This is a genomic window from Brachybacterium sp. GPGPB12 (assembly GCF_038396325.1).
Classification (GTDB): Bacteria; Actinomycetota; Actinomycetes; order Actinomycetales; family Dermabacteraceae; genus Brachybacterium; species Brachybacterium conglomeratum.
The window spans coordinates 2,635,475-2,659,583 of record NZ_CP149573.1 but is presented as its reverse complement, the minus strand read 5'-3'; the positions used below and the strand labels follow the sequence as shown (position 1 = coordinate 2,659,583).

Sequence of the window (24,109 nt, the reverse complement as noted above, 5' to 3'; positions counted from 1 at the left end):
ATATTAGGTGAAACCGGTGCACAACCGACCGGAATGTCATCACGACCACGTCACGAACAGGCGCTTCGCCCGACCCTGTGCCGGTGTCCACCTGCCGGTCGCCGAACCAGCATCGGCCGAGTCGCCGAGCGCGGCGGGAGAGCCGCTGTCACCGCGGCATGTTCCGCAGGTTGCTCGCGGCCATGTCGACCATCCTCCCCACCCCGCCGCCGAGCACGACCTTCGTCGAGGCGGTGGCGAAGCCGCGGATCTGCTGGGCGGTGATCTTCGGGGGCATGGAGAGGGCGTCGGGATCGGTGACCACGTCGATGAGCATCGGGCCGGGTGTCGCGAGCGCGGCGGCGAGCCGCTTCTTCAGCTTCTTCGGCTCGGTGATGCGCACTGCGCCGATGCCCACGCCCTCGGCGATGGCGGCGTAGTCCACGGCCTCGTGGTCGGTGCCGTGGTCGGGCAGGCCCTCCACGAGCATCTCGAGCTTGACCATGCCGAGACTGGAGTTGTTGAACACGAGGATCTTCGTGTCCAGCTCATGCGACTTCACGGTCAGCGACTCGCCCATCAGCATGCCGAGCCCGCCGTCGCCGCTCATCGAGATCACCTGCCGGCCGGGGAACGCCTTCGAGGCGCCGATGGCCTGGGGGAGGGCGTTGGCCATGGTGCCGTGGTGCCAGGAGCCGAACACGCGTCGCTTCCCGTTCGGGGTGATGTAGCGGGCGCCCCAGACGTTGCACATGCCGGTGTCCACGGTGAACACCGCGTCGTCGTCGGCGAGCTCGTCGAGAGTCGCGGCGACGAACTCGGGGTGGATGGGCGTCATCCGCTCGACGTTCTTCGTGTACGCGGCGACCACACCGGAGAGCGCCTTGTGGTGCGCCTTCAGCTGGCGATGCAGGTAGCGGTGCCCCTTGGCGGACGTCAGCGGCGGCGGCACCGCCTGGAGGGTGAGCGCGACGTCGCCGTGCACGGCGAGGTCGAGGCCCACGCGGCGGCCCAGCCGGGACGCGTCGGCGTCGATCTGCACGATCCGCGGCGCCCCCTTGCCGTTCTCGCGCGGCAGGAACTCGCTGTAGGGGAAGTCGGTGCCCAGCAGGATCACGAGATCCGCCTCGTGCATCGCCTCGTAGCAGGCGCCGTAGCCGAGCAGACCGCTCATCCCCACGTCGTAGGGGTTGTCGTACTGCATCCACTCCTTGCCGCCGAAGGCGTGGCCGATCGGCGCCTTGACCCGTTCGGCGAGCGCGAGAACCTCCTCGCGGGCGCCGCGCACCCCGGCGCCGGCGAACAGCATCACGGTATCGGCCTCGTCGATCAGCTCGGCGAGGCGGCCGACGGGGCCTGCGGCGGGCTGGACCGCGCCGAGCTCGGTGGCGAGATCCCGGGTGAGCGGGGCGTCGACCCCCTGGTCGGCGACGTCGCCGGGCGACACCAGCACGGAGACGCCGCTCTTTGCGATCGCGGTCTGGATCGCGATGTGCGATCGTCGCGCCGTGAGGACCGGAGTTGACCATCTCGCAGAAGTGGGAGCACTCCTGGAACAGCCGCTCGGGATGGGTCTCCTGGAAGAAGCCGGTGCCGATCTTCTCCGACGGGATGTGGGAGGCGATCGCGAGGACCGGCGCGTTGTCGCGGTGCGCGTCGTACAGGCCCTGGATCATGTGGGTGTTGCCGGGACCGCAGGAGCCGGCGCACACGGCGAGCTTCCCGGTCAGTCGGGCCTCGGCTCCCGCGGCGAAGGCGCCGGCCTCCTCGTTGCGCACGTGCACCCACTCGATGCCCTCGGTGGTGCGGACGGCGTCGACCACAGGGTTCAGCGAGTCGCCGACCACCCCGTAGATGCGCTCCACGCCGAGGTCGCGGAGCTGGGCGACGAGAAGCTGGGCGAAGGTGCTGCGAGCCATGAGAGGTCCTCCCGAGGTGTGGGTACCCGGGAGCACGGTCCCGGGACGGAGTGCATGTCCTCGACCCTACTCGCGAGATGCCCCGAGGGCAGGGCTGAGCCCCGACCGATCGGCTCGGGAACGGCGCGGGCGGCGGCGGAGGCGAGGCGCGGCGGGGGCGGGGCCCGCCGGCTCAGGCGGAGGGAGTCTCCTCGTCGGCCCGCTTCTCGCCCTCGGCGGGCGTCCCCGGGATGAAGCGCACCGTCTTCACCCGGCGCTCGTCGACCTCGGCGACCTCGAGGGTGCCGCCGTCGATCGCGACCGTGTCCCCGGCCTCGGGGATGCGTCCCAGCCGCGCCATGAGGAAGCCGCCGACGGTCTCGTAGCCGCCGGTGTCCGGCAGGGAGATGTCGGTGGCGGCCTCGAACTCCTGCAGGATCAGGCCGCCCTCGAAGGTGCCGTCGGCCGCCAGGATGCTGTCCAGGCCGCCGGGGGCGGGCCAGGTCGCCGCATCGAACTCGTCGTAGATCTCGCCGACGAGCTCCTCGAGCAGGTCCTCGAGGGTGACGATGCCGTCGGTGCCGCCGTACTCGTCCACGACCACGGCGATCTGGTCGGCGTGGGCGCGCATCCGGTTCAGCGCTGAGAGCACCTGCACGGTGCCCGGGATGTGCTCGATGGGGCGCACCAGCTCCGACATGCGGGTGCGGTCCGGGTCCTCGACCAGGAGCATGTCGCGCACGTGCACGAAGCCGAGCACGTCGTCGACGTCGTCGCCGGTGACGGGGTAGCGGGAGAAGCCGGTGTCGCGGATCTCCTGTCGGCTCTCCTCGACGCTCTGGCGGCCGTCGAGGAAGTGGACCTGGTGACGGGGCCGCATGACCTCGACGACGGTGCGCTCGGAGGCGTCGAACACGTCGGCCAGCACCCGCGACTCCGCCTGGTCCAGGGCGTCGGAGTCGCGGACCATCGCCTTGATCTCCTCGGCGGAGACCGCTTCGCGGTTCGCGTCCGGGTCGCCGCCCAGCAGGCGCACGACGAGGTTGGTGGAGGCCGACAGCGCCCAGATCACCGGGCGCATCAGTCGCCCGAACAGGTGCGCGGCGGGCCGACCACCTTGGTCATGGCCAGCGCGTTCTGCATGGCCAGGCGCTTGGGGACGAGCTCGCCGAGCACGAGGGAGAGGTAGGCGATGATCAGCGTCATCCCGATCAGCGCGGCGGTCCCGGCGGTGGCCTCCGGCAGGCCCAGCCCGGTCAGCACCGGCACGAGCGAGGGCGCGATCGTGGCGGCGCCGTAGGCGGAGGAGAAGAACCCGGCGACGGTCACGCCGATCTGCACGGCGGAGAGGAACTGGTTGGGGTCGCGGACCATCTTGGCGGTCTTCGCGCCGCGGGGCCCGGACTCCTCGAGCTGGTCGATCTGCGATTCGCGGAGGTTCACGATCGCCATCTCGGTGCCCGCGAACACGCCGCCGATCAGCACGAAGAGCAAGACGAGGGCGATGTTCAGGAGGACGGAAGGATCCATGGGGACAAACCTACCGGTGCGCGCCTGGGGCGCGGCTCAGGCAACGGGCCGCGCCGGTCGGGGCAGGGTCGTCCCTCGCGGTACGCACCGGAGGGCGGCGCCGGACTGTTCACAGCAGCGGCGCAGCAGCTCCTCCCACACGGCGCGGAGGATCTCGGCGCCGGCGCGGCCCTCGAGGTGAGAGGTCACGGTGAGCACGGCCTGCTGCGCGGGCAGGACCAGCAGGAACTGGCCGTAGGCACCGTCGGCCCGCCAGGCCCCGTCGGCCGTGCAGTCCCAGACCCCGAAGCCGTAACGGGCGGCCTCAGGCTCGGGGTCGCCGGTCGTGACCCAGGTGCCCTCGGCGTGGAGGGCGTCGATCCAGTCGGCCGGGACGAGCTTGGCGCCCTCGTGGGCGCCGCGGTCCAGGAGGAGGCGGCCGAGGCGCGCGAGGCGACCGCTCTTCAGGTGCAGGCCGGTCGCGCCCCAGGTGTGGCCGTCACGGGTGGTGAACCACTGCGGGTTCAGGATCCCGAGCGGTGCGAACAGGCGCGGTATCAGCCAGTCGCGCAAGGTCTGCCCGGTGCGCTCCTCGATCACGCGGGCGAGCAGGAAGATCGAGCCGTTGGAGTACTCGAACCGCTCGCCCGGCGCGGCGGTGAGGTCGGTGGCGAGCAGGTGGGCGGTGAGGTCCTCGTGCTCGCGCTCGGCGTCGAGGAAGCCGAGCACCGGGGAGCCGGAGGTCATGGTCAGCAGGTGCCGCGGCCGCACCTCGTCCACGCCCTGCCCGTACCCGCCGGTCGGGGCGGGCAGGTGGTCTGTGAGCAGGTCCTCGACCTGCAGCGACCCCTCGGCCTGCGCGATCCCGACGGCGAGGGCGGTGACGGTCTTCGAGACCGAGTAGACGTTCTCGGCGGTGTCCTCGACGAATCGGTGGGTGAGCTCCGGATGGCCCGTGCGGTGCAGGTGCAGGGCGCGCACGCCCAGGCGCTGCTCCAGGATCCGCTGGCGCGCGGCGCGCAGGAGGAGGTGGTCGGCGGGGGTGACGGCCGCGGTGCTCATGGCTCGACCGTAGCGTGTGAGGCCGATGCCTCAGATGTGCACCGGGTCGGGGGCCTCCTGGCCTGCAGGCCGGGTGACGGGCTCGAGCAGGGCCACGCCCTCACGTCGACCGATCCACACCACGAGCGGCGCGGTGATCAGCAGCGCAGCGCGATCGCGCCGGTGATCCCGCCGGCGAGCGCGGCCTCGGGCGCGGCCGCGGCAGGAACGGCGAGCGCAGCGGCGGAGGTGCCCGGTGCCGCGGCGGCCGCCCCGACGGCGCCGACGCCGGCGCCCGCGCCGCCGCCCGCGCCAACGGCCCCGACCAGGTGCGCGAGGACGGTGAGCGTGGTGGTCAGCGCGATCGGCGGCTCGAGCCCGCCCGTCTTCCAGGCGAGCGCTCCGGCGCTGAGGCCGAGGGCGAGCGCGGGAAGCGAAGACAGCCGGGGTGAGATCCCGGCCGATCAGCATCACGGCGGTGCCGGCGAGGACGGGCAGGGCGGGGCGCGCGCGCCAGGTGCCGAGCGCCTGCATCACGGTGCCGCGCAGGCTCAGCTCGAGTCCGATCGCCTGCGCGGGGCGAGGACCAGCACCAGCGGCACGACCAGCAGCAGGCGCGGGATCGAGGCGCCGGACCCGGCGGCGTCGGGGGCTCCGGCGAGCATGCCGGCGAGCGCGGCGAGCACGACCACCGCGAGCCCTCCCCCGGCTCCGGCGATCAGCAGGGGACGGTCCGGGCGCAGACGGGCCGCGACCGACCAGGCGGTGCCGAGCGGTCGCCAGCCGCCCACGCGCACGCCGACGATCCCCGCCGGCGCCCACATCGCGCCCATCGCCAGGGCCAGGCCGACGTCCAGGGGGCTGGTCGGGTCGCCGCTGGTGACGCCGCGGGCGATGTTCACGCCGGGCACCACCGCGAGCAGCGAGCACCGCGGTGACCAGCACGACGGAGCTGAGCACCACATAGGCGAGGAGGGCCGCGCCGAGGCTGAGCAGCGGCTTCGCGGGCCGGGACCAGGCCGGGCGGAGGGTCGCGAGGCGGTGGTACGCCGTCGCGACGTTGGCCGACGGTGCGGCGTCGGGGGTGCTGTCGGGCGCGCGGCGCCGGCCGGAACGGCGCCGGCTCCGGTGCCAGAGGCGATGCCGTCGGCCGGGCCGGAGGTCACACCGTCGGCTCGCCCGGAGGTCGCCCCGCTCATGCGGCGCGCTCGGCGAGGCGGCGGCGACGCTCCTGCTGCGCCTGGTCCTGGGCGGCGTGCGCCTGGGACGCGGCGGCGGAGAGGCCGAGGTCCTCCAGCGCCAGCGGCTGGGCGAGCGGGCCGAAGGGGCGCTCGCGATGCATGGTGCCGTCGGCCGCGAGGTGCAGCGGCTCGCCGGAGTCCATGAGGCGCCAGGCCGGGTCATCATCCATCGGCTCGGAGGCGATCACCACCGAGTCGATGCCGGCGAGGTCCTCGCTGCGGGTGCGCGCGTGGCGGAGGACTGGTCCAGCGCCTCGCGGGGCGCGGACGTGGTCGCCTCGCGCTCCAGCACCCACAGCTCGTTGGTGGCGGGCAGGCGCACCGCGATCAGCTCCTCGTCCTTCAGCACCAGCACGTTCACCGAGTAGACGGGCACGTTCCGCGCGATCCAGTCCAGCGCAGCGACGACGCCGCCGCGCAGGTCGCCGCCGTGCGCGGCGACCTCACCGGTGATCAGCGCGGCCATCCACTCGCTGTCGGTCGTGCCGCGGACGTGATGGGCGGCGCCGAGCTCGCGGACCCGCTCCTTCATCTGCTCGGTCACCTCGAGCACGCCGTTGTGGGCGGAGAGGATCCCGTCCTGCAGGAAGGGGTGGGTGTTCTCGTCGCTGTGCCCGGTGCCGGAGGAGAGCCGCACGTGCGCGATCATCGCGCGGGACCGCACCGCGGTGGCGATCTGCCCGAAGCGCTCGGAGGCGTAGGCGGCCACGGGCTTCTTCGCGACCTGCGGGGCACCGTGCTCGTCGATCCAGCCCAGCCCCGTCCCGTCGGCGTTGAAGCGGGACTGGCTGAGCAGGGAGTAGGGGGCGTCCAGCGACCAGAAGTCGGCGGTGATGGGCTGGTCGGAATGGAGGGCGAAGAGTCGGCACATGACGCCTCCACTGTAGAGCGGGAGGACTGTGGGCGCCGTGAGGGCCGCCACCGGAGGCCGGGGATCGCCTGATGCCAGCGTCGGGGGCGAGCCGGCACCGGGGGTGAGGGGCCGCCGCCGCCGGGGCGCGGGGGCGGCCCGATCGGGCTCCTGGGGGCCCGACGACCGGGGGCCGGCGGGGGCATGGTCAGGTGATGGCGCTGGGCGTACCTCTATGCCTATATAGGCGTAGAGGTACGCCCAGCGCCATCACCCGTCATGTACGCCCGGCCTCCCTCACCTCCCATGAGCCCCGGATCTCCCGCCACGTCGCTGCCCCGCCCCGCGCCCGCGCTCCCCATCACCCCCGCACGCCCGGCGCGTGGCCGGTCACCATCGGGAAGCCGCGCCGGGGCCGACGCGTTCGGCCGGACATGAACCACCCCTCTCGTCCCACTCTCGGGATCCTCGGCGCCGGGAAGGTCGGCACGGTGCTGGCCCGCCTCGCGGTCGCCGCCGGTCATGAGGTGCTGATCGCCGGCTCCGGCGACCCCGCGAAGATCACGCTGATCACCCAGTTCCTGGCCCCGGGCGCTCAGCCGGTCACCGCCCGTGAGGCGGCCGAGCGCGCGGACCTCGTGATCCTCGCGCCGCCGCTGGGCAAGCACGCCACGATCCCCGCCGACGCCCTGGAGGGGAAGGTCGTGATCGATGCGATGAACTACTGGTGGGAGACCGACGGCCAGATCGAGGAGTTCTCCTCCCCCAGCGCCTCCACCAGCGTCTTCATCCAGGAGCAGCCGCCGGACGCAACCGTGGTCAAGGCGTTCAACCACATGGGCTACCACGACCTCGAGGACCTCGCCCATCGGCCCGCGCCGCGTGCCGCGATCGGGATCGCCGGCCCCTCCCCCGCGACCGACATGGTCGCCCGTCTCGTGGACGGCCTCGGCTTCGACCCGGTGCTGATCGGGGAACTCGGCGACGGGGTGCGCCTGCGACCCTTCACCGAGGCGTTCGGGACGAGCACCGATGCAGACGCCCTGCGAGAGATCGTGGAGCGGTTCCCCGAGACGGATCGCGGCCGGGAGGTCATGGCCGCGCTCGGCACCCGGGCCTGAGCCGCGCTCGGCACTGCCGCGAGGAGAGGGTCCGCCGCAGGGAGTCGGCCGCGCGGACGATCCGTCGGCCGGGCCGCATCTCTACGCTGGTCGTATGACCGCGTCCCGGCCCGTCGGCCCCGCCTCGCCGCAGGAGGCCGTCTCCGCCCCGGCTCCTGCCGCCACGGCCACCGTCGGCAATCCGGAGCATGACGCACCACCTGCATCCGTCGGACCTCCCGCCCCCGCCGAGCGTCCGGGGCCGAGCACGCCGCCCGGGCCCGAGACGCCGTCGTGGCGGAGCCTGCGCGGCTGGGCTATCGCCGCGGCGCAGACCCTGCTCTGCATCGGGCTCGGCCGCCTGATGTTCCTGGTGGCGCTCGGCGAGTCGCTGTTCGAGTTCGACGACGCCCCGCCGCAGGGACTGCTGGCGATGTCGGCCGTCGATGCGCTGGTCGGGATCGTGGTGACGACCGCGATCGGCCCGCTGCGCCTCCTGCGCCCGAGCCGGCTCCATGCGACGGTCCACCTGCTGATCGCGACCGTGGCCGGGGTGAGCGTGTGGAGCGTGCCTGCGGCGGCGATCGCCCTGTACCGGCTCGGGCTGCGACGCCGACTGGGGCTGGACGTCACCGCGGTGGCGCCGCTCGGCGTGGCCGCCATGGCCTGGCTGACGCTCGACATGCGACTCCGGGGCGACGACGATCCGCGCTACGTCGCCACGGCGCTCGGGGTGATGATCATCGGCGCCCTCGTGCCGCCGCTGATCGGCCGTGTGGTCGGCACCCGTCACGAGCTGATCCGCACGCGCGCGAGCGGGCGGACGCGGCCGAGCGCGAGCGCGCCTCCGCGGAGGGGGAGCGGGTCGCGGCGGAGCGGGAGCGGGTCGCCGCCGAGCAGGCCCGGTCCTCGGCGGACCAGGCCCGGCGCTCGGCCGAGCAGGCCGGGCTGTCGGCGCGCGGGGAGGCCGACGCCCTGCGGCGCGGCCGCGATGCGGAGAGCGCCCGGGTCCGGGCGGAGGAGCGGGCGGCGCTGGCCCGCGACATGCACGACAGCGTCTCCCACCACCTCGCCTCGATCGCGATGCATGCCGGCGCGATGGCCTATCGCGAGGATCTCGACCCCGCGACGTCGCGCGAGACCGCGCGGACAGTGCGCGACGCCGCCCAGCACGCGAACCGGGAGCCGCGCGAGGTGCTCGTCGCACTGCGCACCGCCGACGATCACGTCGCCGACGACGCCGCGCCGCTCGCCACCGTCCCCACCCTCCGGGAGGCGGTGGACCGGGCGCGGGCCGGCGGTCAGGAGGTCTCCCTCGAGCTCGACGGGCTGGACGTGGTCGAGCTCGAGCGACTCGGACGCGGCACTGTCGTCGCGCTCGCGCGCATCCTCGGCGAGGCACTGACCAATGCGGCCAAGCACGCGCCCGGCAGTGCCGTCACCGTGCTCCTCGCCCGACGGGGCGAGCAGGTGACGCTGACCGTCGAGAACCCGCTGACCGGTGAGGCACAGCCCCTCTCGACCGGTCACGGGCTCATCGGCGTCGAGGAGCGAGCGCGCCTGCTCGGCGGCGGGGCCCGCTGGACGCGCACCGAGCACGGCACCTTCGAGATGGAAGCATGGCCGCCATGGTGAAGGACGGATCGGGCGCGCACGGAGCCGCCCGCGACGACAGCGGCACGGACGGCACGGACGCGCGGAGCGGCGCGGCCCCGGTGCGGGTGCCGCTGGTGGACGACGAGGCACTGATGCGCTCCGGCCTGCGCCTGATGATCGACGGGGCACGCGGCATCGACGTGGTCGGCGAGGCGGCCGACGGGCACGCGCCCTCGAGCAGGTCGCCGCGCTCGGCCCGGACGTGGTGCTGATGGACATCCGCATGCCGCGCATGACGGGGCTCGAGGCCCTCGCCGCGGCCGCGCGAGCGCGGCGATCAGGCGCGGGTGGTGATGCTGACCGCCTTCGACACCGACGAGTTCCTGCTCGAGGCGCCGCGGTCCGGGGCGGAGGGCTTCCTGCTCAAGGACTCCCCGCCCGACGAGGTGGTCGAGGCGGTGCTCGCCGCCGCCGCGCGCGGCCCCGCTTCTCCCCGAGGTCTTCGCGCCGCCTGGCGCGTCTGGCGGCCGACGGGGGCGCGATCGGCACTCCCGTCGACGGGCCTGCACCCGGCTCCTCGGCCGGCGGCGCCGCGACCAGCACCTCCGGCACCGGGGTGGGGACCGGGTCGACCGCAGGGGCGGGCGCCTCGTCGGCGGGATCCCCGTCGGCCGAGCCCTCCCCCTCCCCGCGCCCGCGGGGATCACCGAGCGGGAGTGGGACGTGGCGCGGCTGGTCGCGCAGGGGCTCGCGAACCCGGAGATCGGCGCGACCCTGTTCATGTCCGTCGCGACGGTGAAGACCCACCTGGGCCGGCTCTACCAGAAGCCGCAGGTCACCAACCGCGTGCGGCTCGCGATCGCGGTGCTCGAGCTGGGGGCTGAGCGCGTCTCAGTTCATCAGGACGACGGCGGCGAAGGCGACGACCAGGCACGCGGTGCCGAGGCCCCACACCCACGCGGGCACGTTCTTGCTCTTCGAGGTCACGACGGTGGCGTAGAGCGAGATGATCGTCGCGAACATAAGCATGCCGGAGAGCAGGAACAGCGGCACGACGGCGGTGCTCATGCCGCCACCTCCGTGCTCTGCCTCGACGTCGCCATCGATGGTCCTTCCCTCGCTCTGCCCCGACCCGCCGAATGGTAGTACAGGCCGCGCCGACCGGGGACGACGCCGGTCTGGGAGATGGTGCGGACCACCTGCTCGGAAGTTCCGAGCTGACACGATCCTCCGATGTGACAGAATCCTTGTGGCCTGGAGGCCTGACCTCGATGGTGAGGTCGTCATGCACCAGCACGAGGGCAGTCCGGGCGGGAGCACCGGCGCCGCGACGCCCGCCGCGGGCGGGACGCGTCGCGCGGCATCGCCCTGGGTCGAGGGCCCGCCCCCGTGGTGACCCTCTGGGAGCACTTCGGGGCGGGATGTACGGCGGGTTCGAAGGTCGCGGCATCATCGACACCCAGGAGCAGGAGCGCACCCTGATCGCCGAGAACGACGCGACCGTGCACCGATACACCGAGGAGCGCGGGGAGATCGTCGGCCGGAGCGCCACCGTCTTGCTCGCGGTCCGACCCCGCGACCTCCACGTCTTGCTCACCGTCGATTCAAAGACCCGCATCGTCCGCGCCGCCGAGCGCGCCGGGATCTCCCACGAGAGAGCGGCCAAGCGGCAGAAGCGGGAGGACCAGGTGCAGGTGGGCATGTCGAAGGTGGCGGCGGCGGGGTCGCAGATCCTCGAGCGGCGCGAGGCGCGGCCGCGGATGGAGTTCTTCGACATCGGCGCGGTCGCCTGGATCCTGCGCAAGTGCCTGCGATGGGTGCCGGGGGCTCGGTGGAGACCCATCGGGAACACCTGCTCGAGGTGGACCGGATCATCCGCCGCTACGGCGCCTTCGTCGCCCATTCGACTAGGCACCTGCTACGGGCCCCGCGGCGAGAAACGGGGGTTGACGCGACGCAGGGAGGTTGCCTACGGTCGGCACCGCATTGCTGATGAACTGCATCACACGAGAAGTGCATATCGACTGGGAGAACCCCATGCCGAAGGCCGCCTTGAGATCAAGGGGTTCGCCCTCGCCGCGAGCGGGATCGGCGGACTGATGGCCTGCGGCATCTGACTCCCCGCGCACACCACCAGTGACACCCGCGGATAGCATTGCCGGATGCCACCCAGGTAGTGCCGCCCGCCGAAAGGGGGCTTGTATGCACAGCGCATATGAGAAGTTTCGCTGGCGTTGTATTCAAAAGATGATCTCAGGGGGAGCAATCGCACTTGCGGGACTCGTCCTAGTGTTCATCGAGATCCGTTTCGGCGAAGTCTCGGTGCCAGGCAATCAGATTCTCGGCATCGCAATAGCCATCGCCGGGGCGTTGTATGCGGTTTCCGCCGCCGCCGCATTGCGCCAGCGGAAGAAGCCCTCCGTCCGACGATGATCCGCCGATCGCGACGCGGTCGCGGCACCTCTTTCACCAGAGGCGCGGCGGTCATGCCCTGATCCGCCTTGTCACATCGCCGTCGCTCCACGGCCACGCCCCCACCTCGTGCGCCACTGCGTTCCATGACGAACACAGCGGCGCGCGAGATGTCGACGAGGTGGCGGGGCAGGCACGCGGCGGGCCGGACCGTCGGCCTCAGCGGTTCCCGGCTCCCGCGCCAAGGGTGGACTCGCCCGGGGCGAGCGCGCCGACGACCCTGTGCGGGACGTAGGGCGCCTCGAGCGCGGCGATCTCGTCGGCCGTGAGCTCGAGGTCGAGCGCGCCGAGCGCCCCATCGACGTGGGAGGTCTTGGTCGCGCCGATGATCGGGGAGATCACCGGCTTCTTCGCGAGCGACCAGGCCAGCGCCACGTGCACCCGCTCCACGCCGCGGTCTGCGGCGATCCTCGCGACCTGCTCGACGATGGCGCGGTCGGTGTCCTCGGTGGAGTCGTACTTCGACTTCGCCGTCTGATCGGTGCGAGCCCGCTCGGTGTCCGCGTCCCAGTCACGGGTGAGGCGGCCGGCGGCGAGCGGGCTGTACGGCGTGGAGGCGACGCCGAGCTCGCGCGACATCGGCATCATCTCCCGCTCCTCCTCGCGGTAGAGGAGGTTGTAGTGGTTCTGCATCGAGACGAACTTCGTCCAGCCGTTCACCTCGGCGACGTCGCGCGCCTGCAGGAACTGCCAGGCGAACATCGCCGACGCCCCGAGGTAGCGGACCTTCCCCGAGCGGACCAGGTCGTCCAGCGCCTGCATCGTCTCCTCGATCGGGACCATATGGTCCCAGCGGTGGATGATGTACAGGTCGATGTAGTCGGTGCCCAGCCGGCGCAGGCTCGCCTCCGCCTCGGCGAGGATCGCCTTGCGGGAGAGCCCGCCGCCGTTAGGGCCCTCGTGCATCCTGCCGTGCACCTTCGTGGCCAGCACGATCTCGTCTCGGTTCGCGTAGTCCACCAGGGCCTTGCCCACGATCTCCTCGCTGCGGCCGATCGAGTACACGTTCGCGGTGTCGAAGAAGTTGATGCCCGCGTCCAGGGCGTGCTTGATGACGGGACGGGACTCGCCCTCCTCCAGGACCCACTGGTGGATCCAGCGCTCGGCATTGCCGAAGCCCATCGTGCCCAGGCACAGCCGCGACACGTCCAGTCCGGTGCGGCCCAGCTTCACGTACTCCATGCGGTGCTCCTCCTGCGATGGTCCGGGCGTCGCTCGCCCGATGTCCCCATCCTCGCGCCGCCCGCCTCGCGGTGGGAGGACCTGTCAGAACACCCCTCGCACGGCCGACGAACAGCGCCGCGCTGGCCCTGCCCCATCGACGAAACCTGCCACGCCGACCCAGTTGATCGACGAAACGTGCCACGACCGGGGCAGTTGTTCGACGTCACATACCAGGAAAGTGGTACGGGACGTCGAACAACTTCGCCGCGAGGCCAGCGGCCGATCCAGTCGCCGAGATCTCACGGGGTAGCGTCATCCTGAACTGGCCGAAGGAGGACCCATGACCACCGCCCCCGATCACCCCGCCGAGCTGGGCGGCGCCCGGCGACTCGTCGCCCTGCTCTCCGCCGAGAAGGCGCCGCGGCCTCGGGCACCTGCTCGCCGGGGACGGACCGGTCGAGGACCCCTCGGTGCGCGGGCCGCTCTCGCGCCTGGACTGGCTCGGCGAGGACGCCACGACGGACGTCCCGGCGCGCGTCGGATCGCGGACTCGCTCGCGCTGATGCGCTCGGACCGGGCGATTCTCGAGGTGCCGCGGCTGGACGGCATCCCGGTGAAGACCGAGGAGTCCCGCGAGGTCAGCGGCAGGATCGCGCGGATCGTGTTCGAGCGGGTCGGGCCGGAGCGCGGCCTCGGCGAGGCGGAGCTGAACGCCGCGATCGCGATGTTCGCGGCCGACGTGGCGCTCGTGCGGCGCGACGCCGTGGACTCGGGCGTGCTGGAGCGTTCGGCCGACGGCGCCTGGTACCGCCTGGCCGGCTGACCTCTCAGCCGGTCGCTCGGTCGGCCACGCGACCGACCTGCTCAGCGCCGCCCCGGCCCGTCGACCGGCCGACTCGACGCCCGGCCGGCTCGACGCCCGGCCGGCCGCGGCTACTTCCGGAAGGACTTGATCACGTTGGCCAGCATCGGAACCAGCACCACGAGGGCGATCCACCCGAAGCTGAAGCTGTCACGGAAGAACTCGTTCCTGGCGAAGAACCCGAAGAAGATGACGAGGAACACGACGATCGGGATCGCCTTGACCAGGGCCTTGCCCACCTCGGCCGCCCGGTTGCGGACCTCGGGATCGGGACTGCCGCCGGACTCCCACTCCTCGTACCGGCGCTCGGCCCTCTCGCGAGCGTCGTCCCCGAACTCGCCGAAGCGCGGCCCGGAGTCTTTGCGGGACCGAATCCGCAGAACCCGGACCGAAGTCCTGGTCAGCGCGACGGGACGAGCGCGCGAGTCGAAGTCCGAGGACCAGGAGCTGTCCCCGCTCGGCGCCGGCCCGGGCCTGCTCTCCGCCGTCCCGGCACCATCCGCCCCCGTGCCAGGTCCCCCGCGGTCCTTGCCCCCGAGCCAGGACGGGTCCCCGCCCGGCCCGTGCGCGTCGTTCCCCCACTGATTCATCATGTTCACAGGGTAGACATTCTTCGCACGACGGTCGCCCCCCCGGTCCCGGACCCCGAACTCGGCGCAGGGGCGGCCTCACGCCCCGCGATACCGTCGAGGCGTGATCCACCTCGACGACGCCCAGGTCAGCACGCTCCTCCCCACCCCGGCCGATCAGGTCGCACTCATGCGCGAGACGCCGCTCGCCCTCGCCGACGGCTCCGCCTCGGTGACGCCGAAGACCCAGGTCGTCCACGAGGAGGGCGGCTTCGCGAACGCGATGCCGGCCGCCTGGACGGAGCGCGGACTGCTGGGCATCAAGTGGGTGACGGTCACCCCGTCGAACCGTGCGCGGGGCCGGGAGATGATCGGCGGGCTGATGGTGCTCTCCGCGGCCGACGGCTCGACCCGCGCCACGATGGACGCCGCCGAGCTCACCGCCCAGCGCACCGCGGCCGTGACCGGCGCGAGCCTTGCGCTGGACGACCGGCCGATCACCTTCGTCGGCACCGGTGTGCAGGCCCGCTCCCACGCCCGGGTGATCGAGGCGCTGGGTCGGGGCCCTCTGGCCGTGTGGGGCCGCCGCCCCGAGGCCCTCCGGGAGCTCGCCGCCTGGTGCGCCGAGCACACGCCCGGCCTCGAGCCGCACCGCGACCGACCGGGCCGAGGCGCTCGCAGGCGCGGGGGTCGTGATCAGCGCCCTGCCGATCGGGCTGAGCGACGCGGCGCCGCACCCGGGTGACGTCGCCGCCGACGCGACGCTGCCGCCGATCGACTACGCCTCGGTCGCCGGCGCCGAGATCTCCCGCACCGGCACGGTCGTCGCCGACGACGTCGAGCAGTTCGAGTCGCTGAGGCCGCTGAAGCACGGCAAGGACTACCCCCGGGCGACCGGGTCGACCGGCGACCTGCTGCGGGAGGACCGACCGTGCGGCCTGGTCGTCGCACAGAACCTCGGCTCCGGGCTCGGCGACGTGGTGCTCGCCGACGCCGTCGCCCGCGCCGCCGGGGCCTGACCTCCGCACCTCCGGTCGGCCCGCCCGCCTACCCTGTGCGGCCCGGCCCGTCGGCCCGGACTCGAGCACCCCACCCACCGAGACCTGATCCTGTGTCGCTATAGCCCTCGATAACGACACAGAACCACGTCTCGATGGCCGCCCCCGGCCACCAGGACCACCCGCCCCGCCATCGAGACGCACGGCTGGCTGGATAAGGAGCTCAGGAGCGGCTGACCTCCGACTCGGTCGAGGGCAGGAGGGCACCCTCCGCGGGCAGGAAGTAGCCGTGGTGGGTGGCGCCGTGTCGGTCGACAGGCTCCATCCATCGCATGGCGAACCGCTCGAAGGCCTCGATCTGCGCGGGGTCGATCTCATAACGGACGTGGCACGTGATCATGCCGCGACGCCGCCGGCCGACGACCGTTCAGGCGGCGCGGACCTGCTCGGCGCGGCGGAGGTCGAGCTCGGCGGAGGTGAACCAGCCGCTGAACAGGGCCTCGCCCGGTTCGAGGTCGCGGCCGGCGGCGAGGGCGCCGAGGTGCACGGGCTCGTAGCCGAGGCGGTGCAGCAGCGCGGTGACGAGCTCCGCGGCCCGGTCGTCGTCGGCGGCGAGCGCGATCGCCCGACGGGACGGGTCGCCGTGGTCGCGGCCGTGCTCCTCGACGTCGTGGTAGCCGATGTGGTTCAGCGTCTTGACCACGTGCACGCCGGGCAGGCGCGCGGCGAGCGACTCGCTCGTGGAGAGCTCGCCGGCGTGGTCGCCGAGCTCGGCGCGCGCGGCCTCGACGGCGGCCGCGTCGGCCTCGCCCCAGGGGTTGGTCGCATCGACCACGACCGCGCCCTGCAGGGCGCCCGCCTCGAGGGTCAGCGCGACGTGCAGCGGCAGGGTCAGGGCGATGACGTCGCTGGTCGCGGCGAGATCCTGGAGGCCGACGCGGCAGGCGCCGGGGAGCTTCGCGGCGAGCGCGGGCGGGGCGGAGCGGCCGGTGACGGCGACCTCGAGCCCGCGGCGCGCGCCGTGCGGGTCAGGGCCGAGCCGATCTTGCCCGGGCCGAGCACGCCGAGCCGCGGGGTGTGCGGGGCGCGGACGGCGACAGGGGCGAGCACCGGGATGCCGCGGTCGGCCTCCCTCCCTCGGGCTCCTCGGCCTCCGGCCGGGGAGCGTTTCCGCTCAGCGCGGTCTCGAGCGACTCGCGGGCGAGGGCGTCGTTGCGGCGGTGGCAGGGGGCGTTGGTGTGCGGGCGGGCGAAGGCGGCGATGGGCGACTCGGAGGTCCAGGGGCCGACGGCCCACAGCCGCTCGCGCGCCGTCCCGTCGGGGCCGATCACGCGGTGGCGGGCGTCGGTGTCGAGGGCGCCGGGCGAGGCGGCGGACTCCCGCCCGAGGGCGGCGTCGCCGCCCGTGACCAGGTCGCGCAGCGAGCGGGTTGGTCGACTCCTGCAGCGAGGGCTCGGGCAGGAAGGCGTCCACGAGCGCGCCGGCCTCGACACCGACGCCGGTGGCGCCGCGGGCGCGGAACCGGCCGCTGGTCTCGTCGGCCGTGACCCGCAGGCCCGGTCCGAGGAAGCGGATGATGCCCGCGCGCTCGAGGGCGAGCAGCCTGCTGGAGGCGGTGCGGGGGCGGGCCGGAGTCGACGAAGCTGAACAGCGAGTGCCACCAGCGGGGGTAGTCGCCGCGGGCGCCGCCGCGCAGGCGGGTCGCGGGAAGCTGGTCCACCAGCACGCCGTGCAGGCGCAGCAACAGCTGGAAGAGGGTGCGGGCGGCGGTGACCTCGCCGCCGATGCGGTCGCGCAGGTCCGCCTCGATGTGGCCGACGACGGCATCGCGCGTGGCCTGCTGCGCGGCCTCGGGCGCCGTGGTCGCGCCGAGATCGGAGAGCGGCTCGTCGAGCCAGGCCAGCGGCTCCTCCCCCTCCTGCGCGAGAGGCGCTCCGGGGACCTGGTGGGCGATCTCGGCGGCGATCAGCGGCGAGACGTCGGCGCGGAAGTCGAGCAGGCCGTGCTCGTCCTCGAGGGCGCGGAGGTTCGCAGGGGTGACGTGCACGAGCTCGCCGAGCCCGGTCGGGGCGCCCTCGTCGCGCACCTTCGAGTGGTACGGGACGCCGCGGCGGGAGCCGACCCAGAGCCGGGGCTCCTCGCCGGAGGGGAGGTAGTCCAGGCGGCCTCGCAGACCGGCGGCCGCGTCCTCGCCTGCGCTCTCCGCCTCGGCGGCGGGGACGAAGCGGCCGCCGCGCCCCTCGGTCAGCGGCGCCATGAGGTCGATGAACGCGAGTCCCATGCCGCGCACGATCACGTCCTGCCCGGCGCCGAGCGGCTCGACCTGCGCGTCGGAGGCCTGGGAGGGGCCGAGATAGGTGCCGCCGTGACGGCGGGCGAAGGCGGCGAGCTCGTGGCGGGCGGCGTTCGGGCGGGAGTCGGTGTGGCCGGCGGCCAGCAGCAGCAGGTCGGCGCGCAGAGGGGCGCGGTCCTCGAGCTCGACGTTCCAGGTCGCGGGACCGTCGCCCGCGCGCACTGCCGTCGCGGTGGTGCGGTGCACGGTCACGGACACGGTCGAGGGCGCGCCGCGAGCACCTGCCCGAAGAACCACTCGAGGTAGAGCGCCTGGACGCGCCGGGAGGCGAAGTCCGTCGGTCGCAGCGCGTGGATCTCGGCGAGTCGGTCGGTGCCGGCCGTCGGCGCGGCGATGGTGCCGCGGCGGATCCCGTCGGCCCATTCGGCCAGCGACGGACCGGCGACCACGGGCCCCTCGGCCTCGACGGTCTCGTCGGTGAAGATCGAGACGTCCGCGGCGCGGGAGTTCATCAGCGACGGGGGCTCTCCTCGGCCCGCCAGATCCGGCCGGCGCCGGGCATGTGCGGGTCGACGATGTCCACGTGCGGCGGCGCCTGGGCGAGGCGCTCGGCCGTTCCGGGCACGCCGGCGTTCGCGCCGAGCCGCTCGAGCACGCCGATCGCGCGCGGCCCGCCGCCGACCATCACCAGGCGCGACGGGGCGCCGCGGCGGGTGTCGTCCGCGCTGGTGGGGGTCGGTGCGCTGTGCCGAGAGTTCATGCGTGCGGGTCCCTTCCGAGGTTCCTCTGTGTCACAACGTGACGTGTCATAGTCGCCACCTTGCATCCGCATTAGATTCGCTTATAACGTCGAGCCTCGCAAGCCTCGACCGGCCTGCGGTTCACGTTCCGTCACGGAAGGCACACCATGACCTCCTCCGTCGTCACCCACGACACAGCCCGCCGCGCCGACGCGCCCGGCGCCGCCTCGGGGGCCGACATCATGTCGTGCCCGCCCGGGACAGGCACCGAGGATCGTGCGTCGCTCGGCCCGATCAGCGATGAGGAGCTCTCCCGCCTGCGCGTCGTCCCCGCCCGACACCCGGGCCGGATCGTGCTCGCGGTGCTGGTGGGCCTGCTCGCGGCCGCAGTGCTGTGGTCCTTCGTGACCAATCCGCGCTGGGAGTGGGGCGTGGTCGCGCAGTGGTTCTTCGCCGAGTCGATCATCCGCGGGTCGCTGGAGACGCTGAAGCTCACCGTGCTCGCCGGCGCCGTCGGCTTCGGGCTGGGGCTCGTCCTCGCCCTGATGCGCCTGTCGAAGTCGTCCCTGATCTCGAGCGTGAGCTGGACGTTCTCCTGGATCTTCCGCTCCACGCCGCCGCTGGTGCAGCCGCTGCTCTGGTACAACCTCGGCTACCTCTACGAGCGCATCACGCTCGGCATCCCGCTGACCGACGTGACCTTCGTCGACACCCGTACCAGCGACCTGATGACCCCGATGCTCGCTGCGATCCTGGGGCTCGGCCTGCACCAGGCCGCCTACGCCGCCGAGCTCATCCGCGGCGGGATCCTGTCGGTGGACCAGGGCCAGATCGAGGCCGCCAGCGCCCTGGGCATCCCCGCCCGCGACCGTTCCCTGCGGATCGTGCCGCCCCAGGCGATGCGCGCGATCCTCCCCACCGCGTTCAACGAGATCATCGGCCTGGTGAAGGGCACCTCGATCGTGTACGTCCTCGCGCACGCCGAGCTGTTCTTCACCGTGCGGCTGATCTACGGCCGCACCCAGCAGGTGCGCCGATGCTTGCTGGTCGCGACGGTCTGGTACGTCGTGATCACCTCGCTGCTCTCGGTCGGGCAGTACTACATCGAGCGCCACTACTCCAAGGGCGCGGTGCGCACCCTGCCGCCCACCCCGCTGCAGCGGCTCCGCGCCCGCCTCGGCCGCCGCCCCGTCACCGCAGGAGCCGCCGCATGAGCCCGCTGACCTCCCTGCTCCGCCGCCGTGCGGCCGACGGGACGCAGACGACCACCGACGCCGGTCCGGCAGGCGCGACCAGCCCGTCGGCCGCCCTCCCTCCCCGTCGGCCGACGGCCCGCGCGGCGGTCTCGTCGAGATCCGCGGGGTGCACAAGTCCTTCGGCGACCTCGAGGTGCTCGCGCGGCATCGACCTCACGATCGCGCCCGGCGAGGTGACCGCGATCCTGGGCCCCTCGGGCTCCGGCAAGTCCACCCTGCTGCGCTCGATCAACCATCTCGAGCCCGTCACCAGCGGCCTGATCAGCGTGGACGGCGAGGTGATCGGCTACCGCCGCGACGGCGACCTGCTCGCACGAGCCGCGCGAGCCCGAGGTGCCGCGCCAGCGCACCGCGATCGGGATGGTGTTCCAGTCCTTCAACCTCTTCGCCCACATGACGGCGCTGGAGAACATCACGGAGGCGCCCCGTCGGGCGCTCGGCGTGAAGCGCACCGAGGCGGAGGCGCATGCCCGGGAGCCGCTCGCGCTGGTGGGCCTGTCCGAGAAGGCGGGCGCCTATCCGCGCCAGCTCTCCGGCGGCCAGCAGCGGCGCGTCGCGATCGCCCGCGCCCTCGCCCTGCGCCCGAAGGTGCTCGCTGTTCGACGAGCCGACCAGCGCCCTGGATCCCGAGCTGGTCGACGAGGTGCTCGCGGTGATCCGCTCCCTCGCCAGCGCCGGGACCACGCTCGTGATCGTCACGCACGAGATCTCCTTCGCCCGCGACGTCGCCGACACCGTGGTGTTCATGGACCAGGGCCGGATCGTCGAGCAGGGCCCTCCCACGCAGGTCATCGACTCCCCCACCCATGGGCGCACCCGCGCCTTCCTGCAGCGGGTCAGCGCGGAGTCCGCCGGCCCGTCGGCCGCGGGCGCCGAGGCGACCGACGCCGACGCGCTCGACTCCGCCCGCGCCGCCTCCAGCACCCTCTCGAAGGACCTCTCATGACCCGCCCTGCTCGCGCACGCCTGCGCCCCACCCGTCGCACGGTCGCCGCCGGCGGCCTGTCGCTCCCGCTGGGCCTGCTCGCCGCCTGTGCCGATCCGGTGGCCGTCCCGGGAACCGCCGCAGGCGACGCCGCCGGGGCCGCGGCCTCCGAGGGCGACGGCGGCAGTGCCCCCGCCATCGACACCTCGGGCACCCAGGAGCTGATCCGCGGGGAGGTCGACGAGGAGATCGCTGCGCTGGTGCCTGCGGAGATCGCCGAGTCCGGCGTCGCGCGCGTGGGCATCAACGGCGCCTCCCCGCCGCCGCTGTCGTTCCTGGCCGACGACAACCAGACCTACATCGGCTCCGAGATCGACATCGCGCGGCTCGTCGCCGACAAGCTGGGCCTGGAGTTCGAGCTGAGGCTGACCACCTGGGAGAACTGGCCGCTGAAGCTCGAGGGCGGCGAGTTCGACGTGGTCCACGCGAACGTCGGCATCAACGCCGAGCGCCTGGAGAAGTTCGACTTCGCCTCCTATCGCGCCGCCTACATGGCCTTCCTCGTGCAGAAGGGCGCCGAGGGCTGGCTCGAGAACGCGAACACGCTGTCCGGGAAGATCATCGCCGTCGGCGCCGCGACCAACCAGGAGAAGATCCTCGTCGACTGGAACGCGGAGCTCGAGGAAGCGGGGAGGGCGCCGGCGGAGCTGAAGAACTACTCCACCGAGGCCGACACCCTCCTCGCCCTCGGCTCCGGCCGCGTCGACGGCTACCTGGCTCCCTTCCCCACGCAGAGCTTCACCGCCTCCCGCCGCGATGACATGGAGGTGCAGGGCCGGATCGACGCCGGCTGGCCCGACCAGACCCTGGTCGCCGCCACCCTCCCCGCCGGCACCGGCCTCGCCGAGCCCTACGCCGCCGCGCTGAACGCCGTGATGGCCGACGGCACCTACGCCCAGGTCCTCGAGCGCTGGCGGCTGAGCGACGAGGCCCTCCCCGAATCCCGCGTCCACACCAAGGAGAACCCGTGAGCACCACCGTCACGCCCGACGAGACCACCCGCCCGGGCGCCGCGCCCGGCACCGATCCGTCGGCCGGCCCCGCCGCCGAGGGAGGCGCGGGCGCGCCGCCCGTGCTCGCCGTCGACCTCGTCACCGCCCCGTCCCTGCTGGAGGGCCTCGCCCCGCTCGCCCGCGGTCTCGAGGACGCCGGGATCGGTGCGCTGACCCTCAGCGACGGCGGCCTGCACCCGATCCACGTCGCCGCGCACCTCGCGCCGCTGACCCGCGTGATCGGCCTGTCTGCCCCGCACCGACGCGATCTACGTCGAGCCGTTCCACCTGGCCACGCAGCTGATGAGCCTGGACCACATCAGCCACGGCCGGGCCGGCTGGCTGCTGCAGGCCGAGACCGACCCGTCGGCCGCCGAGGCCGTGGGCCGCGAGGTGCTGGGCCTGGAGGCGACCGCCCGCGAGGCCGCCGACGTGCTCGAGGCCGCCCGCACGATCTGGGGCACCTGGGCGCCGGACGCCGTCGTGCGCGACACCGAGCGCGGCGAGTACGTCGACGCCTCGCGCCTGCAGTACGCCGATGTCGAGGCGGAGACCTTCTCCGTGCGCGGTCCGGCGATCACGCCCCGCTCCCCGCAGGGCCTGCGCCCGTCCTCGTCGCCGACACCGACCGCGCGGCCGCCGGCGAGCGCGTGAGCGACGAGCTGGCCGATGGGCGGGTGCTGGACCTCGACGTCTCCGGCGGGGCCCGCGTCGAGGAGCTCGCCGCGCAGATCGGCTCGGCCCTCGCGGAGACCGGCACGGAGGCGGCGTCGGGCGCGGGTGAGCAGGCCGATCCGTCGGCCGCCTCGCAGCAGGTGCGGCTCGTGCGCCTGGTGGGTCTGGACCTCGAGGCCGACCCGCTGGGCACCGTCCGGCGACTGGCGGACGAGCTCCGCTCCCGCGGCCTGATCGCCCCCGCCCCGGCCGCGGCGTCGGACGGATCGGGCGCGGCGTCGGCCTCGGCGTCGGCGTCGGGCCGCACCCTCCGCGATCTGCTCGGCCTGCCCGAGACCCCCTTCCACCTCGATCCCGCCCGGCGCGCCGACCGCGCCCGCCTCACCTCCGAGGAGAACGCATGAGCACCGCCACCGCCCCGCTGTCCGAGGAGGCCGCCGCGCTCGCGACCGGCCCCGCCGAGCACCCGCTCCACCCCGCGCACACCCCCACCGGACAGCTCTCCTTCGGCGCCTTCTTCCAGGGCGTGAACTCCTCCACCATCTGGCGCCTGCCCGAGAGCGGCGACCAGGTCGCGTGGGAGTCCTTCGAGTCGCTGGTCCGCACCGCCGAGCGCGGGAAGTTCGCGGCGTTCTTCCTCGGCGAGGGCCTGCGGTCGCGCGAGCACCGCGGCGTGCCCTTCGAGCTCGACGTCGCCGGCCGCCCCGACGCCCAGACGCCGCTCGCGGCACTGGCCGGCGCGACCGAGAAGATCGGCCTGGTCGCCACGCAGAACACCACCTTCAACGACCCGGTCGACCTCGCCCGACGCCTGCAGACCCTCGACCTGCTCTCCGGCGGCCGCGCCGGCTGGAACATCGTCACCACCGACAACGCCTGGACCGGCGAGAACTTCCGCCGCGGCGGCTACCTCGACCACGCCGACCGCTACACCCACGCCGAGGCGTTCCTGCAGGTCGCCGAGCAGTACTGGGCCGGCCAGAAGATCTCGCACGACGGCGCCCACTACACGGTGCGCGCCCAGGGCGACCTGCCCCGCTCCGCGCAGGGCCGGCCCGTCCTCTTCCAGGCCGGCGCCTCCCCCGCCGGTCAGGACTTCGCCGCCCGCACCGCCGACGTCATCTTCTCCCCGCACGGCTCCCTCGCCGCGGCTGTCGAGTTCCGTCGCAGCATCGTCGAGCGCACCGTCGCCGCGGGCCGCGACGCGGGCGCCGTGAAGATCCTGCCGGGCGCCGAGATCATCCTCGCCCCCACCGAGTCAGAGGCTGACGAGAAGGTGCGCTGGGTGCGCGACCACCAGATCGGCCCCGAGCAGGCCATCGCCCTGCTCGAGCAGTACTGGGGCCGCGACCTCTCCGAGTTCGATCCCGAGGGGCCGCCGCCGGACGTGCCGCCGGAGGTCGTCGAGTCCGGCGTGACCCGCGGTGCCGGCTTCCAGTTCGAGAAGGCCGAGCGGCTCACCCGCCAGTGGCGGGAGGAGGCGGCCGAGAAGGGCCAGAACATCCTCGAGTTCGCCCGCGTGAAGTCCGGGGCGCGCCGCGGCGAGTTCACCGGCGACTACGACGCCGTCGCGGACCGGCTGGTGGAGTTCGCGCGGCTCGGCGCGATCGACGGCCTGAACATCACGCCGTGGCTGATCCCCTCGGGGCTCGACGACATCGTCGACCACCTCATCCCGCGCCTGCAGGAGCGGGGCGTGTACCCGACCGAATACGCCGGCACCACGCGCGCGAGAACCTGGGCCTCCCGCCGCTGTGACCCGATGAGCGGGGCGGGGCTGGGGCGGGGCGACCGATCACGGCCCCTCCCCCGCCCCGTCGCCGCCGCCACTCACCTTTTGCTGGCGCCACGACTCATCAGCCCGACCGCATGAGTCCTGGCGGCGCAAA

Annotated in this window: 25 protein-coding genes and 5 pseudogenes; 16 read left to right on the top strand and 14 right to left on the bottom strand. The window is 73.4% G+C overall.

What is annotated here, in order from left to right:
* Positions 1-148: 148 nt before the first annotated feature.
* The 7 genes and pseudogenes from WKH84_RS15445 to WKH84_RS15415 all read right to left on the bottom strand — a co-directional run bounded on the left by WKH84_RS15445 (position 149) and on the right by WKH84_RS15415 (position 6,539).
* Positions 149-1,898: pseudogene (locus tag WKH84_RS15445) on the bottom strand (pyruvate dehydrogenase).
* A gap of 172 nt (positions 1,899-2,070) precedes the next feature.
* Positions 2,071-3,407 (bottom strand): annotated as a pseudogene (locus WKH84_RS15440) (hemolysin family protein).
* Between the two features lie 36 nt (positions 3,408-3,443).
* Positions 3,444-4,448 (bottom strand): serine hydrolase domain-containing protein, encoded by a 1,005-nt coding sequence (locus WKH84_RS15435; protein WP_341854290.1) that lies wholly within the window; start codon positions 4,446-4,448, stop codon positions 3,444-3,446.
* A gap of 30 nt (positions 4,449-4,478) precedes the next feature.
* The gene (locus WKH84_RS15430) at positions 4,479-4,964 is read right to left on the bottom strand and encodes a hypothetical protein (RefSeq protein WP_341854289.1); all 486 of its coding nucleotides are present in this window, start codon (positions 4,962-4,964) and stop codon (positions 4,479-4,481) included.
* A 14-nt stretch (positions 4,965-4,978) separates the two neighbouring features.
* A complete protein-coding gene (locus tag WKH84_RS15425) occupies positions 4,979-5,626 on the bottom strand; it encodes a hypothetical protein (protein WP_341854288.1) in 648 nt (215 codons plus the stop codon).
* Entirely contained in the window at positions 5,623-5,856 is a 234-nt protein-coding gene (locus WKH84_RS15420; RefSeq protein ID WP_341854287.1) for a hypothetical protein, read from the bottom strand. Before WKH84_RS15420 ends, WKH84_RS15425 begins: the two co-directional genes overlap by 4 nt.
* Positions 5,853-6,539 carry a class II glutamine amidotransferase gene (locus WKH84_RS15415; RefSeq protein WP_341854286.1) on the bottom strand — a complete coding sequence of 229 codons (687 nt, stop codon included), beginning with the start codon at positions 6,537-6,539 and terminating at the stop codon, positions 5,853-5,855. The genes WKH84_RS15420 and WKH84_RS15415 overlap by 4 nt, the downstream gene beginning before the upstream one ends.
* A gap of 413 nt (positions 6,540-6,952) precedes the next feature.
* Here WKH84_RS15415 and WKH84_RS15410 point away from each other — a divergent pair, with 413 nt between their 5' ends.
* The 7 genes from WKH84_RS15410 to WKH84_RS15380 all read left to right on the top strand — a co-directional run bounded on the left by WKH84_RS15410 (position 6,953) and on the right by WKH84_RS15380 (position 11,647).
* Entirely contained in the window at positions 6,953-7,639 is a 687-nt protein-coding gene (locus WKH84_RS15410; RefSeq protein ID WP_341854285.1) for an NAD(P)-binding domain-containing protein, read from the top strand.
* 540 nt (positions 7,640-8,179) lie between these two features.
* On the top strand, positions 8,180-9,253 hold the full coding sequence (locus WKH84_RS15405) for a histidine kinase (protein ID WP_341854284.1): 1,074 nt from the start codon (positions 8,180-8,182) through the stop codon (positions 9,251-9,253).
* A complete protein-coding gene (locus WKH84_RS15400) occupies positions 9,247-9,486 on the top strand; it encodes a hypothetical protein (protein WP_341854283.1) in 240 nt (79 codons plus the stop codon). The genes WKH84_RS15405 and WKH84_RS15400 overlap by 7 nt, the downstream gene beginning before the upstream one ends.
* Positions 9,486-10,013: a hypothetical protein gene (locus WKH84_RS15395; protein ID WP_341854282.1), complete on the top strand. Its 528-nt coding sequence runs from the start codon at positions 9,486-9,488 to the stop codon at positions 10,011-10,013. The genes WKH84_RS15400 and WKH84_RS15395 overlap by 1 nt, the downstream gene beginning before the upstream one ends.
* Entirely contained in the window at positions 9,938-10,360 is a 423-nt protein-coding gene (locus tag WKH84_RS15390) for a LuxR C-terminal-related transcriptional regulator (RefSeq protein ID WP_341854281.1), read from the top strand. The genes WKH84_RS15395 and WKH84_RS15390 overlap by 76 nt, the downstream gene beginning before the upstream one ends.
* A 275-nt stretch (positions 10,361-10,635) precedes the next feature.
* On the top strand, positions 10,636-11,331 hold the full coding sequence (locus tag WKH84_RS15385) for a cytidylate kinase family protein (RefSeq protein ID WP_341854280.1): 696 nt from the start codon (positions 10,636-10,638) through the stop codon (positions 11,329-11,331).
* Between the two features lie 172 nt (positions 11,332-11,503).
* On the top strand, positions 11,504-11,647 hold the full coding sequence (locus WKH84_RS15380; protein WP_341854279.1) for a hypothetical protein: 144 nt from the start codon (positions 11,504-11,506) through the stop codon (positions 11,645-11,647).
* A gap of 198 nt (positions 11,648-11,845) precedes the next feature.
* On the opposite strand, the gene WKH84_RS15375 is transcribed toward WKH84_RS15380, so the two are convergent.
* Positions 11,846-12,868: an aldo/keto reductase gene (locus WKH84_RS15375; protein ID WP_341854278.1), complete on the bottom strand. Its 1,023-nt coding sequence runs from the start codon at positions 12,866-12,868 to the stop codon at positions 11,846-11,848.
* Between the two features lie 322 nt (positions 12,869-13,190).
* Here WKH84_RS15375 and WKH84_RS15370 point away from each other — a divergent pair, with 322 nt between their 5' ends.
* On the top strand, positions 13,191-13,673 hold the full coding sequence (locus WKH84_RS15370; protein ID WP_341854277.1) for a DUF2087 domain-containing protein: 483 nt from the start codon (positions 13,191-13,193) through the stop codon (positions 13,671-13,673).
* 110 nt (positions 13,674-13,783) lie between these two features.
* Here WKH84_RS15370 and WKH84_RS15365 read toward each other — a convergent pair whose 3' ends face one another.
* Positions 13,784-14,311: a hypothetical protein gene (locus tag WKH84_RS15365; protein WP_341854276.1), complete on the bottom strand. Its 528-nt coding sequence runs from the start codon at positions 14,309-14,311 to the stop codon at positions 13,784-13,786.
* A gap of 94 nt (positions 14,312-14,405) precedes the next feature.
* On the opposite strand from WKH84_RS15365, the gene WKH84_RS15360 reads away from it, so the two are divergent.
* Both WKH84_RS15360 and WKH84_RS15355 read left to right on the top strand, forming a co-directional pair.
* On the top strand, positions 14,406-15,026 hold the full coding sequence (locus tag WKH84_RS15360; RefSeq protein WP_341854275.1) for a hypothetical protein: 621 nt from the start codon (positions 14,406-14,408) through the stop codon (positions 15,024-15,026).
* Positions 14,974-15,300, top strand: coding sequence for a hypothetical protein (locus tag WKH84_RS15355; RefSeq protein WP_341854274.1), 327 nt, complete (start codon positions 14,974-14,976; stop codon positions 15,298-15,300). The genes WKH84_RS15360 and WKH84_RS15355 overlap by 53 nt, the downstream gene beginning before the upstream one ends.
* Before the next feature lie 202 nt (positions 15,301-15,502).
* On the opposite strand, the gene WKH84_RS15350 is transcribed toward WKH84_RS15355, so the two are convergent.
* From WKH84_RS15350 to WKH84_RS15330, 5 genes and pseudogenes are all read right to left on the bottom strand, one after another.
* Positions 15,503-15,679, bottom strand: coding sequence for an NIPSNAP family protein (locus tag WKH84_RS15350; RefSeq protein WP_083305963.1), 177 nt, complete (start codon positions 15,677-15,679; stop codon positions 15,503-15,505).
* A gap of 27 nt (positions 15,680-15,706) precedes the next feature.
* Complete coding sequence (locus WKH84_RS15345; protein WP_341854273.1) at positions 15,707-16,114, bottom strand: hypothetical protein; 408 nt, start codon at positions 16,112-16,114, stop codon at positions 15,707-15,709.
* Positions 16,115-16,307: 193 nt separating this feature from the next.
* Positions 16,308-16,610, bottom strand: coding sequence for a hypothetical protein (locus tag WKH84_RS15340; protein ID WP_341854272.1), 303 nt, complete (start codon positions 16,608-16,610; stop codon positions 16,308-16,310).
* Positions 16,607-17,830 carry a hypothetical protein gene (locus WKH84_RS15335; protein WP_341854271.1) on the bottom strand — a complete coding sequence of 408 codons (1,224 nt, stop codon included), beginning with the start codon at positions 17,828-17,830 and terminating at the stop codon, positions 16,607-16,609. Before WKH84_RS15335 ends, WKH84_RS15340 begins: the two co-directional genes overlap by 4 nt.
* A pseudogene (locus WKH84_RS15330) lies at positions 17,821-18,257 on the bottom strand (FAD/NAD(P)-binding protein). Before WKH84_RS15330 ends, WKH84_RS15335 begins: the two are co-directional and overlap by 10 nt.
* A 222-nt stretch (positions 18,258-18,479) precedes the next feature.
* Between WKH84_RS15330 and WKH84_RS15325 the strand changes: the two are divergent.
* From WKH84_RS15325 to WKH84_RS15300, 6 genes and pseudogenes are all read left to right on the top strand, one after another.
* Positions 18,480-19,526, top strand: a complete 1,047-nt coding sequence (locus WKH84_RS15325; RefSeq protein ID WP_341854270.1) for an amino acid ABC transporter permease — start codon at positions 18,480-18,482, stop codon at positions 19,524-19,526.
* Between the two features lie 139 nt (positions 19,527-19,665).
* Positions 19,666-20,514 (top strand): annotated as a pseudogene (locus tag WKH84_RS15320) (amino acid ABC transporter ATP-binding protein).
* Positions 20,511-21,524 (top strand): transporter substrate-binding domain-containing protein, encoded by a 1,014-nt coding sequence (locus WKH84_RS15315; protein ID WP_341854269.1) that lies wholly within the window; start codon positions 20,511-20,513, stop codon positions 21,522-21,524. The pseudogene WKH84_RS15320 and the gene WKH84_RS15315 overlap by 4 nt, the downstream one beginning before the upstream one ends.
* A gap of 324 nt (positions 21,525-21,848) precedes the next feature.
* Positions 21,849-22,199: a hypothetical protein gene (locus WKH84_RS15310; protein ID WP_341854268.1), complete on the top strand. Its 351-nt coding sequence runs from the start codon at positions 21,849-21,851 to the stop codon at positions 22,197-22,199.
* Complete coding sequence (locus WKH84_RS15305; protein ID WP_341854267.1) at positions 22,196-22,624, top strand: hypothetical protein; 429 nt, start codon at positions 22,196-22,198, stop codon at positions 22,622-22,624. The genes WKH84_RS15310 and WKH84_RS15305 overlap by 4 nt, the downstream gene beginning before the upstream one ends.
* Positions 22,621-23,978, top strand: a pseudogene (locus tag WKH84_RS15300) (LLM class flavin-dependent oxidoreductase). The gene WKH84_RS15305 and the pseudogene WKH84_RS15300 overlap by 4 nt, the downstream one beginning before the upstream one ends.
* The last annotated feature ends 131 nt before the right edge of the window (positions 23,979-24,109 follow it).